General features: G+C 48.6%; 14 protein-coding genes. 5 read left to right on the top strand and 9 right to left on the bottom strand.

All coding sequences use genetic code 11. The features are described from left to right. The first annotated feature begins 13 nt into the window (after positions 1-13). Positions 14-811: a leucyl/phenylalanyl-tRNA--protein transferase gene (aat, locus tag LQZ21_RS03670; RefSeq protein ID WP_411042810.1), complete on the top strand. Its 798-nt coding sequence runs from the start codon at positions 14-16 to the stop codon at positions 809-811. A 245-nt stretch (positions 812-1,056) separates the two neighbouring features. On the opposite strand, the gene LQZ21_RS03665 is transcribed toward aat, so the two are convergent. Further along, positions 1,057-1,260, bottom strand: coding sequence for a hypothetical protein (locus LQZ21_RS03665; RefSeq protein ID WP_411042809.1), 204 nt, complete (start codon positions 1,258-1,260; stop codon positions 1,057-1,059). Between the two features lie 259 nt (positions 1,261-1,519). Here LQZ21_RS03665 and LQZ21_RS03660 point away from each other — a divergent pair, with 259 nt between their 5' ends. Further along, entirely contained in the window at positions 1,520-2,263 is a 744-nt protein-coding gene (locus tag LQZ21_RS03660; RefSeq protein ID WP_411042808.1) for a hypothetical protein, read from the top strand. 141 nt (positions 2,264-2,404) lie between these two features. On the opposite strand, the gene LQZ21_RS03655 is transcribed toward LQZ21_RS03660, so the two are convergent. From LQZ21_RS03655 to LQZ21_RS03620, 8 genes are all read right to left on the bottom strand, one after another. After that, positions 2,405-2,917, bottom strand: coding sequence for an ROK family protein (locus tag LQZ21_RS03655; RefSeq protein WP_411042807.1), 513 nt, complete (start codon positions 2,915-2,917; stop codon positions 2,405-2,407). A 338-nt stretch (positions 2,918-3,255) separates the two neighbouring features. Further along, a complete protein-coding gene (locus tag LQZ21_RS03650) occupies positions 3,256-4,176 on the bottom strand; it encodes an ABC transporter permease (protein WP_411042806.1) in 921 nt (306 codons plus the stop codon). Between the two features lie 63 nt (positions 4,177-4,239). After that, a complete protein-coding gene (locus LQZ21_RS03645) occupies positions 4,240-5,727 on the bottom strand; it encodes a sugar ABC transporter ATP-binding protein (RefSeq protein ID WP_411042864.1) in 1,488 nt (495 codons plus the stop codon). A 127-nt stretch (positions 5,728-5,854) separates the two neighbouring features. After that, on the bottom strand, positions 5,855-6,844 hold the full coding sequence (locus LQZ21_RS03640) for a sugar ABC transporter substrate-binding protein (RefSeq protein ID WP_411042805.1): 990 nt from the start codon (positions 6,842-6,844) through the stop codon (positions 5,855-5,857). 45 nt (positions 6,845-6,889) lie between these two features. Further along, positions 6,890-8,164, bottom strand: a complete 1,275-nt coding sequence (locus LQZ21_RS03635) for a Gfo/Idh/MocA family protein (RefSeq protein WP_411042804.1) — start codon at positions 8,162-8,164, stop codon at positions 6,890-6,892. A 138-nt stretch (positions 8,165-8,302) separates the two neighbouring features. Then, positions 8,303-9,301, bottom strand: coding sequence for a substrate-binding domain-containing protein (locus LQZ21_RS03630; RefSeq protein ID WP_411042803.1), 999 nt, complete (start codon positions 9,299-9,301; stop codon positions 8,303-8,305). 64 nt (positions 9,302-9,365) lie between these two features. Beyond that, on the bottom strand, positions 9,366-10,886 hold the full coding sequence (locus LQZ21_RS03625) for a sugar ABC transporter ATP-binding protein (RefSeq protein ID WP_411042802.1): 1,521 nt from the start codon (positions 10,884-10,886) through the stop codon (positions 9,366-9,368). A 31-nt stretch (positions 10,887-10,917) separates the two neighbouring features. After that, entirely contained in the window at positions 10,918-11,889 is a 972-nt protein-coding gene (locus LQZ21_RS03620; protein WP_411042801.1) for an ABC transporter permease, read from the bottom strand. A 418-nt stretch (positions 11,890-12,307) separates the two neighbouring features. On the opposite strand from LQZ21_RS03620, the gene LQZ21_RS03615 reads away from it, so the two are divergent. The 3 genes from LQZ21_RS03615 (at position 12,308) to LQZ21_RS03605 (ending at position 15,903) form a co-directional block, all read left to right on the top strand. Further along, on the top strand, positions 12,308-13,270 hold the full coding sequence (locus tag LQZ21_RS03615; RefSeq protein ID WP_411042800.1) for an ABC transporter permease: 963 nt from the start codon (positions 12,308-12,310) through the stop codon (positions 13,268-13,270). Positions 13,271-13,280: 10 nt separating this feature from the next. Next, entirely contained in the window at positions 13,281-14,816 is a 1,536-nt protein-coding gene (locus LQZ21_RS03610) for a sugar ABC transporter ATP-binding protein (protein WP_411042799.1), read from the top strand. Between the two features lie 97 nt (positions 14,817-14,913). Further along, positions 14,914-15,903 (top strand): substrate-binding domain-containing protein, encoded by a 990-nt coding sequence (locus LQZ21_RS03605; protein ID WP_411042798.1) that lies wholly within the window; start codon positions 14,914-14,916, stop codon positions 15,901-15,903. The last annotated feature ends 14 nt before the right edge of the window (positions 15,904-15,917 follow it).

The following is a 15,917-nucleotide window of genomic DNA, read 5'->3' as shown; positions in this document are numbered from 1 at the left end:
CCAGGAGGTTCCGGTGCAGGGCCGGAAAAAATCCGGGGTTTATCCGGAATTTCCCTATCTTACCGAAGACATGCGCTTCTCCTTTCCTTCGCCGGAAGGGGCGATTGACGGTATTGTGGCAATTGGGGGGAATCTTTCTCCAGGGATGCTCCTCTCCGCCTATGAACAGGGGATCTTCCCCTGGTTTAATCCGGGGGATCCCATCCTTTGGCAGTCTCCGGACCCCCGGTTTGTGATTTTTCCTGAAAAACTCCATATTTCCGCCTCCATGCAACGGCTTTTAAAAAAGGGTAAATTTGAGGTGGCCCTGGATCGGGACTTTGCCGCCGTGATCCGCGGCTGCGCCGGAATAGAACGCCCCGGGCAGGGGGGAAGCTGGATCACCGGTGATATGATCCGGGCCTATACGGAACTGCACCGTCTGGGTTGGGCCCATTCTGCGGAAAGCTATGCCGGGGGGAAACTGGCCGGGGGGTGTTACGGGATACGGCTGGGACGGGTGTTTTTTGGGGAATCCATGTTCGCCCGGGTTTCCAACGCTTCCAAGGCGGCTTTTTTAACCCTGGCACGGCTCCTCTTTGCCGACGGAGTGGCCTTTATCGACTGTCAGGTCCCCACGGATCATCTTCTCAGTCTGGGGGGACAGGAGATGAGCCGCCGGGATTTTTTGCGGCTCCTCCAGGATACCCTGGCCGAACGCCGGCTGGAAGCGGCCCCCGATACCATGGACCGCCGGGGCAGCTGGGGAGACCGGTACCGGGTTAATGAACTTTCCATCGACGGGTTTCCATTTCAAAATTTGACATTTTAAAACTGCCTAACTATATTATAGATAGAGCCTGTTCAAAACTCAGATGAGGTTTGAAGCTGCTTTTATAAAAAAGATACGGTTTTAGCATTATGCCCCCGCGGGACCACCTGTTTTGGAACCGTGTCATAGATAACTAGAGAGGTTTTTTCACTTGTTTCCTAAATTGCCGTTTTTTTCCTTGGCTGTTTTTTTAATGATTTCTTTGGTATTTTTTATGGCAGGGTGCGCAGAACCCTTGGTTGCGATTAGAGACAACGATTCGGATAAAGAGAAAAGTTCCCCAACTCCGACTCCTTCGAATCCGGCTCCGTCAACCCCGACCCCATCAACTCCAACTCCATCAACTCCAACTCCATCAACTCCAACTCCAACTCCAACTCCAACTCCAACTCCAACTCCAACTCCAACTCCAACTCCAACTCCAACTCCAACTCCAACTCCAACTCCACTCCAACTCCAACTCCAACTCCAACTCCAACTCCAACTCCAACTCCAACTCCAACTCCAACTCCAACTCCAACTCCAACTCCAACTCCAACTCCAATTCCCGGTTCCCAAAATACGACGTGGTATGTTTCCGCAGGCGGAAATAACGCCAACACCGGGACGGAACCTTCAAAGCCCCTTGCCTCGGTACAGACGGCCCTGGATCACATAAGAACGGCCTACCGCGGCGGAAAATGGAAGGCCGGTGAAAGCGCCGTTATTGTGATCAGCGGGACCATTACCGCTTCCGGTTCCTTTGGTTCCAACAAGTCCATGGTCGATGTTTCCGGGGCCGGTAACTACCCGCCTATTATCCTGAAGGGTGACCCCGTTCAGAAGGGGGTATTAAACGCCGCCAGAAGCGTTGCCAACGAGGGCCGGGCTCTGTATGTGGCGAACAACAAGGTAACCCTGGGGGATAACCTGACCCTCACCGGGGGGTATACCGTGTGGGGCGGCGGGGTATTGGTGGGTACCGCCGGTTCAGCCTCCGAAGGGGAGTTTGTCATGGCCGGGGGAGAAATCAGCGGTAACACTGCCCAGAACGGCGGCGGTGTTATGGTGTATAAGGGCTCTATGACCATGACCGGGGGAATAATACAAAACAATGTCAATACCGATTACAGCAATGCTTCGGGGGCCGGGGGAGGGGTCTATGTCAATGACTATACGACCTTCACCCTGTCCGGAGGGACTATCAGCGGAAACGGCGGAGTCAAAACAGACTCAGGCGGCGGCGTATATATAAACGGGAGGGGCCTGTTCACCATGACTAGCGGGGATATCCTCAACAATACCTCACAGCAGCAAGGGGGAGGGGTGCAAGTAGCGCCCTACGGCGAATTTACCATGTCCGGGGGAACCATCAGCGGCAACACCAGCGCCGAGAAAGGCGGAGTGTATGTATCCCAGTATGGCGCGGTGTTCAACCAAACCGGCGGAACCATCAGCGGGAATACGCCTTAGTACCATGTAAATGACTATTACATATGGAATTTAAGAAATTTACCACGAAGGCGCATAAGGCGAAGAAGGAAAGCGAAATCAGGGAACGATGAGATATTCCCTTCTTATTCGACTTCGCGAGTAGAATTCTTAAGTATACACCTATAGGCCGGGTAGAACCGGGGAGTTACCTCCCCGGAGCCCCCACAGCCCGGACGTGCCCGGTAACCACAGGGGTCCATTTCTTTCAATCGACATATGCCCTATTTCACCGGCATAGCCGCCGGCGCCCCGTATGATTCTGTTATTGGAAATAATGCCTCCGCCAATCCCGGCGTCTACTTGGATAAAAACAAGAGACTCGCAGTGGGGATAAAACATCTTCTTTTCTGCCAATACCATCAAATTACCGTAATTTTCCAGATACAGGGGGAAGGGGAAAATACTGTCCAATTGTTCATGGATGTGGATAATTTCCCTTGATTGAAAATGGGTAGAACCTATAATATTTGCTTTTTCCGTGTCCACAATGCCGCCAACGCCTATGGTCATTCCGACAATATGCTTATCCGTCAGTCCGCTCTTTTTGATTGTTTCATTGGTGTATTGTATTTTGGAAATTATATCTTCGCCGGTAAGCCTGATGTTATGATTAATAACCTTTTTTCTGTCCAATTGTAAATTGTATACCCCGCACAGTATTCCCCCGTGGGACAGTATCATGCCGAGTACATAGCCGTATTCCCAGTAAAACGGATTTGCGCCCCCCACTGGAATCGCCGTGGCCGGTTTCGCGGATAAGCCCTATGGCGGCAAGCTCTCTTGTCAGACCCATACAGATAGTATTGCTTAATCCCAGAATTTGCCCAATTTGGATACGCGAAACAGGTCCTTTATCCCGAATGGTTTGAAGAATCGACAAGCTGTTCCGTTCCTTTAATTGTTGTAAGTTTACGCCTGTTCTTAACATATCCGGTTCAGTGTTTCCTTCTTTGCGGTGTATAGGGATTCCCTTATGTTTTGTTTCGCTTTTTCTTATTAATATTACTGATGGTAACCGCAGCAACAATAATCAATCCCATTACCGCCGTCTGGTAAAAAGCTGAAACACCCAGGACATTCATCGCGTTGGATACAACGCCCAATAATATGGCGCCCAAAAACACTCCCGGCACATCTCCAATTGCGCCCTCAAAAGTGACCCCACCAATAATGGCCGCGGATAAAGCCCTGAATTCATAACCGTTTCCCGAACCCGCCAAAATATTGCCTAGCCGGGCAACCAATACCAATGTGGCAATGCCGGTAATAAATCCACCTATAGTATAATTGATAATTTTATATTGATCAACTGCGATACCGGAAAGATAGGCCATTTCCTCATTGGCGCCAATTAAATGAAGCCGGCGGCCGTATTTTGTAAATTTAAGTATAAAATGCATTAGGAGCATCAGAATGAACAGAACCAGGACCGGGACGGGAATGCCCAGTAAGGAACCGCTTCCAAGCCATGAAAGATGCCCTTTCAAAGAGAGGAATCCCCCATCGGTAATGACCAGCGCAAGGCCATTGTAAAAAAAACTCATCCCTAGAGTAATGATGAGCGGCTCGCTTTTTGATTTTGTCACTATTAGCCCGTTTAGGAAACCACAAAATCCGGACAAAAGAAACACAAACGACACTGCCCGGTAAATTGAGTATCCGGCCATCATCATCTTGCACAGTATACCTCCGCATAAACCGATAATCGCGCCAAGGGAAAGATCAATAGTCCTGGCGATCATGAGACTGAGCATCGCTATTGTAATTATTCCCAAAACGGCTATCTGTTGCAGAATTGCCAAGAAATTTCTTACCGCAAAGAAATTAGGGTTGATAATTGAGGCGGTAATACAAATAACCGCGATTATTCCAAGCAGTACCAGTTTCTGCATATTTGTCTGGAAAAATACGTATCTCTTGTTCACCAGGATTTTCCTCCAACCAAAAGAATGCTTTTATGTTCCGGTTACTCCCAGAGCATGATGAATGATATTTTTTTCGTTAATTTCTTCACTCTTTAGTTCACCGCAGATTTTGCCTTTACGCATTATAAGAACCCGGTCACTGATTGATATTACCTCAGACATATCCGATGAAACAATGAGAAAGGATTTTCCCCGGGAGGACAATTCTTCTATCAGCGCATATATTTCATACTTGGCGTTAATATCAACGCCCTTGGTTGGTTCATCAAGCAGAATCATATCGAATCCTCTCAACATCCACCGACTTAACAACACCTTTTGCTGGTTCCCGCCGCTGAGTTGCCGTACCGGCTGCCTGACAGACTCATACTTCACCCTGTTGCTCTCCGCCGCTTTTCGGGCCGTTTCCGTCTCTTTCCGGGGAAAAATGGTAAATCCCCGGAACAGATTTAACGCTACACAGGTTATATTTTCCGCAACATCCAAAACAAGGGCCAATCCGGATTTCTGGCGATCTTCGGTAATATATCCAATCCCCTTGCGGATAGAACTTTCGGGAGTATCGGCAAAATGCTCTTGTTCGTAAAAATACAAGGATCCTCCGGTCTTTTTCCTGCAGCCAAATATTCCTTCTAATAATTCGGTCCGTCCCGATCCAACCATGCCGGTAATGACAACAATCTCTCCCCTATTTATCTGAAAACTGTTTTCTTCATTATATCCTTCAATTTTTATTTTTTCCGCCCTGAGTACCGGTTCCGGGGAACTAAAAGTTTTTCCGCGTTTGTAAAGCAATTCCATAGGGCGGCCAACCATATCGGCGGTAAGCATTTGGGGCGTTATGTCTTTATCTTTATTGTTCCTGGTTGATACAACAATCCCATCCCGAAGTACCGTTATTTCATCTGCTATCTCAAGAACTTCACTTAATTGATGCGAGATATAAACGATGGAAGCGCCTTCTGCCCTGAAGCGGGAGACCAGTTCAAGGACCTTTTGAACGTCTTTGATGTTTAACATGGCTGTTGGTTCGTCAAAAATCAGAATACAGGGCTTCATCGAAATCGCCCTCAGTATTTTGACATATTGTTTTTGGGCCAGTGTTAGTTGGCTTACCAGGCGTGTGGAAGGTAAATCAATGCCATATTTTCCCAGGAGTGCGGCCGTATCCTGTTCCATCTTGCGGAAAGATACCAATCCCAGGGGGCCGGCAGGTTCACGGGCGGCGAATATATTCTCCGCTACCGTAAGCTGCTCGGCCAAAACATTTTCCTGATAAACCGCCACAATGCCGGCTTCCGCAGATATCCGCGGGGTAAGATGCCGGTATTGCCTGTTCCCAAAACTGATAGCTCCACTATCGGGCCGGTAGGCACCGGTCAATATTTTGATAAGCGTTGATTTTCCCGCTCCGTTTTCTCCCGCAATACAGTGCACCTTGCCTGCATTTAACGTAAGAGAAACATTATTGAGGGCATAATTCCCGTAAAAAGCCTTGGATATGCCGTTGAGTTTCATTAGTATCGTTTCGCTTTGTTGGTCCACGCTGTCCTGCTCCCATCGCACAAGCATAAGCTTTTTCATTAAAACAGGGAACCTCTTAAAACCATTGCCGGTCCCTTGAAGTTCCCCGCTACCTTGTCGGTTAATCTATTCCGCCGACATAGGAATAGGCTTTGTCATAACTTGTCCATAACATAGCATCCCCAAGATTTTCTTTGTCGATGGGGAGAATCGGTACGGGTGTAAATTTCGGAGGAGTCTGACCTTTTACCGCCATCCAGAGATTCTTGAAGGTTGTAATGCCCTGAATACAGACCGGGGCGCTCATGGTCGCGTCAAGTTCTCCCTTCTGAATTGCCTCGAGTCCCTGGGGGCTGCCGCCAGTGGCTACTACTTTGACCTTGCCCATTAATTGGGCGTCTTTCAGGGCCACCACAACACCTGTTGCCATCTGCTCATTATTGGCGAACACAACATCGAAGCTCTTGCCGGACTGGATCACGTTTTGTGTTACGTTTAATGACAGCTCGGCGCCCCAATCGGTGGGCTGCATCTCCACGATGGAAATATTCGTAAAGGTTTTAAGACCCTTCTCTACGCCGATCATGTACTCTTCCAAAACACCCATGCCGGGAGCACCCTGTACATACAGAATTTTGGCGCCAGGCCATTTTTTGCTGATGTATTCCATCGCCGCGTATCCGATGTCGGCATACTGGCAAGCCACGCAGGCTATATAATCAGTATCCGGTGAAGGTAATCCATTTTCGAATACCACGGGAATTCCCGCACTCTTTGCGCGATCCGCCATCTGCTTGTCAAGTTCAGGAGTCAGGGTATAAATCGATATACCGTCGACCTTTTGATTGATCAGATCTTCGAATTGACTCATGGCCTTTTCCAGATTATTCTGGGGGTCCATAATTATAGATTTTACCCCCTTCTGAGCGCAGGCATACTCAAACGCATCCGCCGAAGATTTGCACCAGTCAAATTCCAGGCTTTGGGTAATATACCCAAAGGTTAACTGGCCGGGCTGCTTTGCCGCCGTACCGCTGGCTTTTCCGCCGCCCGCAAACAGCGGAAATCCGATTGTCATTACAGCAAACAGGATGATAATGACTTTTTTCATAACTTTTCCTCCAAAACGTTTTATTCCGGCTCACAAGAACCGAATTTATTCGCAATTCAAATCCCCGGTGTTTTTTAACTGAGCGGCATATTCTTTCATTTCCACTACTCTGCCGGTCCGGCGGGATTCTTCGGCGGCAAAGGCGATAATATGACTCTCCAGAGAATTCTGTACGGTCGTCAGCTTTTTTCCGCCACCCCGCAGTACCTCTACAAAGTCATGAATAATGCCATGGTCCCCGCCGCCGTGACGATCCTGGTAACCGTGCAATTCTATGTGTTCGGTAGCCCCGCCGCGGAAACTGTAAACATCAATGGTGTTCCTTAACAGATCGCCCCGGACCTCGCCCTCTGTTCCGTATAAGCGTATATTCCGGTTACATTCATAAGTAAGTCCGTTAATAATAAAAGACACCGTAATGCCGTTTTCGAAAAGTATATTTACTACCTGGTTGTCACATGCATCGTTGTCATTGCGGAACACACATTTTCCATAGGGACCGGTTTTAAGGGCTTCCATTCGGGCCGAGGGATCTGCGCCGTCCGCCACAATGGACGAGGCAAATCCGGAATTTTCCCGGCCATACAGAACCGGGGCATAGTAGACGCATGCTTCCCGTGCGGGACAGCCGTCGGTACAGCGTTCCGTTGCGCCCCGAGGGGCATTGGCCTGGGTAAAGTAGTTCAGATTACCGAAGGATTGTACGGATTTACAGGGGCTTCCCGCGAACCAATAAAAAATATCCAAATCGTGACAGGACTTGGAAAGGATCATGGAACAGGATCTTTCCGTATTATGCCAGTTGCCCCGGACATAACTGTGGGAAAAATGGGCAAACCCAACATTCTCATGCTCCTGGATGGAAAGGAGCCTGCCGATTTTTCCCTGCTCTATCAGTTCGTACAGCCGCTGGTAAAACGGCGTATACCGCAGCACATAACAGGTCATCAGGGTAACATGGTTCTTTTCCGCGATCTCTTTAAGGGCAATACACCGGGCCGCGTTTGTAGAAAGCGGTTTTTCCAAAAGTACATGATAACCATTCTCCAGCGCGGTTTTGGCCGGCAGGTAGTGTTCTTTATCCGATGTGCAGATAACGGCGGCATCCGCTATTTTCGGCTGAGCCCAAAAATCTTCCCCCCGTTCATAACATTGATTTGGAGGAATTCCATGAAGCCTTGCGAAATTTTCACGCCGGCTTTGCCGGTGTTCCGCCACCGCCACAAATTTTAATTCATCGGGGTATTCCAACGCATAAGGCGCGTATGCCGTGGTTCCCCGATCCCCCGCGCCAAAAAGTACGGCCCGTATTGCAGACATATCAAACCTCCCTCAAAACTTATTGCACTCTCCGTAAGAAAACGATTTAACAATACCCCCGTTTTTTGTACTTGTCAAGTTTTTTTGTAAAACAAAAGCAGAGGGGTATATAGACCCGGCTATACACCCTGTCAAATTCTACTTCCAGAGGGACCTGTCCGACAGTTCTTGTTTGTAAGTTTTAAGGTTGGCCTGGGTAACAACAACCGTTCCGGTATCATTTACTATATTGGCGGGCCTTTTTCCCTCGGTCAGGTATTCGTAGAGCCAGGTTACGGGTTGGTAACCCATACGGGGATAATTCTCGGTTAGAGTAGCGTACACCGTACCTTTCTCGATATAGGCGAGGGTGTCTTCCATATCGCTGATGCCGATGATGGCGACGCTCTGAAAGCCTCTTTCCTCCATAACTTTTGCAGCCGCGGAAGCGCCATCGGCAACTATATTTAGAACGACGTTTGTTTCAGGATAGGTGGTAAAAATATCCTGATATTTCTGCAGTTCCTGTGATAGCTCGCTTGCCCCTTCGACGGTTTGTACCCACTCATAATCGCCAGCCTCTTTGAATTTCGCCTCCGCTGCCTGAAGCATTTCCCGGGCCGAAGCCTGTGTCAGATCGGCTACCATGGCGGCGATAACCGGTTTGCGTCCGTTGAGGTACTTCAGCGCCGTTACGGCCTGGGTTTCTCCGAAATTTTTGTTGCCCAGTCCCAGATATGCAAGCCTTTCAACCTGGGGATCATCGGAGTTCATCAGTACCACTGCTATACCCGCATCGGTAGCCCGCTTAAGTGCGGGCCGCATAGCCTCGGGGTTTAAAGGCATGGTAATTATACCGTCTACCTCTGATGCGATGGCAAGGTCTATCTGTTTGATCATTTCGTCAATATCGATACCCACCGGACCAACCCAAGAACCGTTAATGCCGTAATCCCTGCATGCCTGTTCAAATGCTGTTTTTGCATCAAGCCATACGGGGTGAGCAATCAGCGGGGTTACAAACCATATTTCGATCTGCTTTGAAGATGAGGAAGAAGCTGCCTCGGCTGCTTGCGCTTTTTCACCTTTTCCCTGGCAGCCGATTAACAGTACAAGGCAGAAAACACCCGCCAAAATGCAGCAAAAAATCCTTTTCATACAATTACCTCCTAAAAATAATATTTTTTATTGCATACGCAACAAAAATGCAATGAATGAGCGATTACAGGTTTGACGCATAATGCAATATCTGCTTTTCATCCGCCTCTTCCCTGCTCAATTCCCTGGCAACGACCCCCTTGCTCAGCACAATGAACCTGTCGCAAATACCCAACAATTCAGGAAGTTCCGATGAAATCATCACAACGGCCATACCCTGAGTCGCCAAATCACCGATCATCCTGTAAATTTCCATTTTGGTTCCGACATCGATTCCCCGGGTTGGTTCGTCAAGAAACAGTATTTTCATATTTGTAAGCAGCCATTTGGCTATCAGGACTTTCTGTTGATTGCCGCCGGAAAGGCTCATGATTCCGGTGTTAATGCCCGACGCCTTGATCCTGAGCTGGCTGAACATACTGCCGGATTTTAATTTTTCTGTCTTCCCTTTGACAAACGACCATTTGGTGATCATATTGAGTATAGTCAGTACCATGTTTTCGCGGATATTGAGACAGGGGATATAGCCATCGGTCTTTCTGTCTTCCGTCAGGAAACCCATTCCAAGTTTTTTTGCATCCGAAGGACTTTTTATGTTTGTTTTTTTTCCGTCAACATAGACAGTTCCGGACAACATCGGCCTTCCCCCGAATACGGCCATTAAGAGTTCGCTTCTCCCCGATCCGACCAGTCCCGCCAGTCCCAGAACTTCGCCTCTCCGCAGGCTAAAACTTACATCCTCTATAATGTTCTTGCCGTATGCAAAGGGGTGTTCGACCTTAATGTGTTCTACCCTCAACACTTCATCGCCGATTTGTTTTGGAATTTTTGGATAGGCGATTTTAATGCGTCTGCCGACAATGTCTTCAATAATTTTCCCGGGATTAAAAGCATCCCGCTCGTATTCGGAAATGAATTTGCCGTCCCGTAAAATGACGGCGCGATCGCATAGTTCAAATATTTCATCCAGTTTGTGGGAAATATAGAGGCAGGAAATGCCGCGTTCCTTTAAGCCTCTGATAATTGATATTAAGGAAGCTGTTTCCTGTTCCGTCAGACATGATGTGGGTTCATCAAGAATCAAAATCCTTGGTTTTTTAACAAGGGCCCTTGCGATACAGATTAATTGTTGCATACTTGCGTTTAGATACCGGACATGCATGGTAACATCAATGCCAGTCATTCCCAGCCTTTCTAGTTCTGATACCGCAATTTTACGCGCCTTTTTCCAATCGATAACCCGTGCGCTGTTTTTGGGCATATGACCTATAAGGATATTTTCCGCTATGCTCAGATCAAGCATAAGGTTTTTTTCCTGATAGATCATTCCGATCCCGGCCTTTTCGGCGTCACCATTGTTTTGGAATATCAGCGGTTCGCCTTCCGATGTCACGATTTCACCCGTGTATGAGCCATGGGGATAACTGCCGCTGAGAATCTTCATCAGCGTACTTTTTCCCGCGCCGTTCTCCCCAAGCACGGCAAGGATTTCCTGACGGCGAAGATTAAAACTTATGCCGTCCAAAGCCACAGTGCCGGGAAATTTTTTTGTGACATTCCTTATGCCAAGATTATAACTTTCCATTGGATTTCCTGGAAAAACAAACTACGCCGATCTATACGCCGCTTCGTAGCAGCGTCGTTCTCCTGTACTGGTCCATTATTACGGCCAGGAGGAGGATCATCCCGATGGCAACGTTTTGCCAGTACACATCTATTTTCATAACCGTCAGGGAATTCCCCATAATCTGCATAAACAAGGCTCCGAGGACAGACCCCGCAACGGAACCAATGCCGCCGAAAGTACTTGTGCCTCCTATTACGGCGGCAGCAATTACGGTCAATTCGTAGCCTGTCCCTGCAGTGGCCTGTCCCGAACCAAGCCGCGAAGCCATCAGTACCCCGGTCAGTCCCGCCAGCGCTCCGATAATTATGTAGACAGAATAGTACACTTTGTTGATATTAACCCCCGAAATACGGGCTGCTTCAGCATTGCCTCCTACCGCGTAAACATTACGGCCAAAACTGGTATATTTCATCGCGACAAAGGCAATTACCGAAAGAACCAGAGCAATGATTACGATATTTGGTATCTTCCAGATCATATTCTGCTGTTCAATGTTCTGGAATGCCTGGGGCAATGGGAAAATCGGGACACCCTTGGTAAGCCCGATACAAAAACCGCGTGCGACATACTGGGTCCCGAGGGTGACCATTAAGGGGGGGATACCGATTTTAACAACCACAATCGCATTAAAAATTCCAACCAATGCGCCGGTTACAATACCGATAAGGATACAGAGAAATACGGGTAGACCTGCCTCTAAAGCCATTGCACAGGTAACACCTCCAAGACATAATACCGATCCGACTGAAAGGTCCAGCCCTCCGGCAATGAGTACCAAGGTCATACCGATGGTTGTTATTAATGTAAAACCCGATGCCCTAAGAACATTAAGAATATTCGCCTGAGAGAGGAATACCTTGTTCCGTGTTGCGACAATGATTATAAACAGTACCGTCAGAATAAGAACGCCGCTCTCCTGCATGATAAAGAAACGTTTTATAAATTTCCCAATTCCTTTCATGCCACCACCTTTTAACTGCTTTATGCCGGAATATTTTTCCCCTGTTTATGTTCCCCGCATCGATATCTTGCCCTTTGACCGATCTGACCCCGGAATTCATCGAAACTACTACAGTTCGTCTTCTGTCGCAAATACTTCTTACACTTTCCGTAAGAATTCGGTTTGATGATACCCCCGTTTTTTTTACTTGTCAAGCTTTTTTTAACAGTTCTTTTTTATGTAATGCTATCAAACGGGAACAATTTTGTTCTGAATGACAAAATCGTTCCATCGGCAACTTGATAATACGAAGGGTGGCAAAATTTTACTATTATTTGCAATATTTTTATAAACATTTCGGTTGCGTTATTTCCCTGTCTCCATTTACTATAAGATCACTATGAATAGTCAACCCGTCAGGAAACGGCATATTATTACCATGGGACGTTTTATTCAACGTCAGGAAAGCAGCATCATTATCATGCTTGTCCTGTACATGAGCTTTGTATCCATCATTAATCCAACCTTTATTTCAGGTGCAAACCAGTTTAACATCCTGCGTTCAGCGGGGTTTCCCCTTATCACCGTAGTAGGAATGACTTTTATCCTTATCACTGGCGGCCTGGATCTTTCCGTGGGTTCAGTCCTGGCCCTTGGCGGCGTTATTACTGGAATGGCCTGTCGCGCCGGACTTCCCTCTTTCCTGGCGGTTCTTTTGGGTATGGCCATGGGTATGCTTATCGGTCTTATAAACGGTTCTATCGTTGTCAAAACCGGCATACCGCCCCTGATAGTAACACTGGGTATGCAATACGCCGCGAAAGGGCTGGTGCAGGTCCTTACCAAGGGCGTACCCATCTATCCTCTCCCGGCAAATATTACCGCGATTGAAAAAATCCGGCCCTTGGGAATTCCTATGGTTGTTATTTTTGCCCTCTTCGCCGCCGTGATAGGGCACATCGTTCTCTCCAATACGGAATTTGGCCGCAGTATTTACGCGCTTGGCGGAAACAGAGAAGCAGCCCGTATATCCGGCATCCGTACTAAGAAGACAGAACTGTGGGTATACATCGTTACTTCTACCCTGGCGGCTACTGCGGGGATCTTCATGTCGGCGCGGCTCGGTTCGGCGGAAGCCGCCGCGGGCAGCGGATATGAGCTTACCGTAATCTGCGCGGCTATCATCGGCGGCACCTCGACTTTCGGCGGAATAGGCACCATTATCGGCTCCGTCCTGGGCGCATTTTTCATGGAGATGCTGACCAATTCCCTTACGCTGATGCATATATCCGTGTACTGGCAGAACCTTGTGGTGGGTACGATGCTGATACTGGCGGTCCTCCTTGACAAGTACAAACGGAACCTGATTATGCGCCAGGCTTTAAAGAATGTTGGTAGGTGAGGCGGTAACGATGCATTCCAATCAGGCCGAAAAGAACGCCATCCTTTCGATACGCAGGGTAACGAAAAAATTCATGGGAACCGTGGCGCTGAGGGAAGTATCCCTGGACCTTTTCCCAAACGAGATTATGGGCGTATTGGGGGAAAACGGCGCGGGAAAATCTACCCTTATGAAAATTTTGAGCGGTGTCTATCCGGCAGCAGAATACGAAGGAGAGGTTGTCCTGGAAGGAGCGGCCTGCCGCTTTGCCTCCCCGCTCGATTCCCAGCGCAACGGCATCGGGATGATATACCAGGAACTTAACCTGGAACTTGATCTTTCGGTAGCCGAGAATATACTCCTAGGCTGTACTCCTAAAACGCGCTTTGGCCTTATAGACTGGAAGACCCTGGAAATTTCTGCCGAGGAGGTGATGAAGCGCCTTAATTCCAACATCGACGTTACCATGACGGTACGCAGCCTTTCCCCTTCCATGCAGCAGATCGTATGTATAGCGCGGGCCCTGGTACGGAATCCGAAAATACTGATCCTCGACGAACCGACATCAATGCTTACCGAGGGAGAAACAAAAAACCTTTTGGACATTCTGCGCCGACTCAGGGACGAGGGCATAGCCTGCCTCTATATTTCGCACAAACTGGACGAGGTATTTGATCTCTGTGATCGCATCGAGGTGATGCGCGACGGAAGGCACATCAGCGTTTGGGAACGGGGCGTGGGTTACGACAGTAAACGGATCATCGAGGATATAATAGGCCGCCGTCTGGATATGATGTATCCTGACATGACCCACGAGATTGGGGAAGAGGTGCTGCGGGTGGAAAACTTCCGGGTGCCCCACCCGTACGCAAACGGGAAAAACATTATTTCTGATGTAAGTTTCACCCTACGGAAGGGGGAGATTCTGGGACTCGGCGGCCTTGTTGGGTCTGGCCGCTCGGAACTTTTGGGGGCTATCTTCGGCGTCATCCCCCATACGGAGGGCAGGATAATCAAAAACGGAAAGCCGATTCAAATAAGGGAACCCATAGACGCCAAACGGCACGGCATAGGACTCATGACTGAGGACCGGAAAAAAGACGGCTTTATCGGTACGATGAACGTCTGCGAAAATATGACCATTACCATTCTGCATAAACTGGTAAGGGGATTGCTGCTGGACAAAAAGAAAGAGTACGCCATCGCCGGAGAGTATTTTGACAGGCTCAGCGTAAAGGCTCCGGGGTTGTCCACGCAGATCACCAATCTGTCGGGGGGTAACCAACAGAAAGTAATTCTTGCCAAGTGGCTCATGTGCGGCCTTGACGTTATCTTCCTCGATGAGCCGACCCGGGGAATTGATGTAGGTACCAAGTCGGAGATATACAAGATCATCCTGCAGCTTGCAAAAAGCGGAGTCTCCGTGGTGGTAATATCCAGCGAAATCGCGGAATTAACCGCCATCTGCGACCGCTTTGTGGTGCTGGGCAAAGGCATGGTTCAGGCGGAACTGGACAGGGAAACGGCCGACGAAGTAAGCATTATTCGTGCGGCGTCCAACACATAGACTGAAGGGTTAAACCCTTAGCCATATGTTTCCCCCTTTGGCTTTACTGTGCGGCCATGCGGACGCATATAATAATAGTTATCGTAGGAGGATAAAAATGACAAAAGTAAAAAAACTTCTTGTTGTGCTTCTCGCCCTCGTTATGCTGTGCGGCATAGTCACATCCGCGTTTGCCCGGGGAGGAGCCCAGGGGGAAGCCCAAAAATCGGACAAGATGCACTTCGTGTATGTATCGCCCCTGCTCGCGCATCCGGTTTGGCTTATCGCCAAGAACGGCTTTGACGCCGCCTGCCAGGAATTAGGCATCCAAGGCGATTGGGTAGGACCTCAGGGTATTTCTCCGGAGGAAATGGCAAAACTGGTGGACACCGCGATTGCCCAGAAGGCAGACGCCATTATCACTCAGGGAATAGTTCCCGCGGAACCGGTACAAAATGCGATTGCGGCGGGCATTCCCGTCCTGGTAGTGGACAGCGATATTCCCGATGCTCAACGCCTGGCCTTTTTCGGCAAAGAAACCAAAGTTCAGGCCCAGGCTCTTTACACGGATGTTCTGGAACGGCTGGGCCCCAATACGCCGCTCAATGTTTCCTTTCAGGTATCAAACCTGGTCTATGAAGTTGCCCATCGTCAGATCAACGACATAGAAGAAGCATTTAAAAAGCACCCCGGCGGTTATAAGCAGGTCAATATTTCCGAAAGCAAGTCCGAAAAGATACAGGCGGTTACCGAATGGGAACGGACCTTTAACGCGTATCCAGAGATCAACGTGGCGATCAATCTTGCGGCTGAAGCGGGTCCCGCCTGTGCGACGGTAGCGAGAGAAAAGGGAATCCGCCGCAAGGTTCTGATTTACGCCGTTGATGATATTGACGAAACCCTGGACCTTCTTCGCAACAACGATCTTGACGGAACCATCGTTACCTCTTTCTGGAATTATGGTTATCAGGCGACTTACTGGCTCTATCAGCATATTACCCAGGGTAAGAAACCCGCCCAGGTATCAAACGACGCGGGTACCATTTTGGTAACCAATAAGAATGTCAACAATTATGCCGATGCTCTTAAGGTGAAGAAAGATCTATAATACCTAACGGATCA

This window comes from Treponema sp. TIM-1, assembly GCF_046533115.1.
Taxonomy (GTDB): domain Bacteria; phylum Spirochaetota; class Spirochaetia; order Treponematales; family Breznakiellaceae; genus JAIRMO01.
Note: the sequence above shows the minus strand (reverse complement) of the source record. Positions and strands in the feature narration are given on the sequence as shown.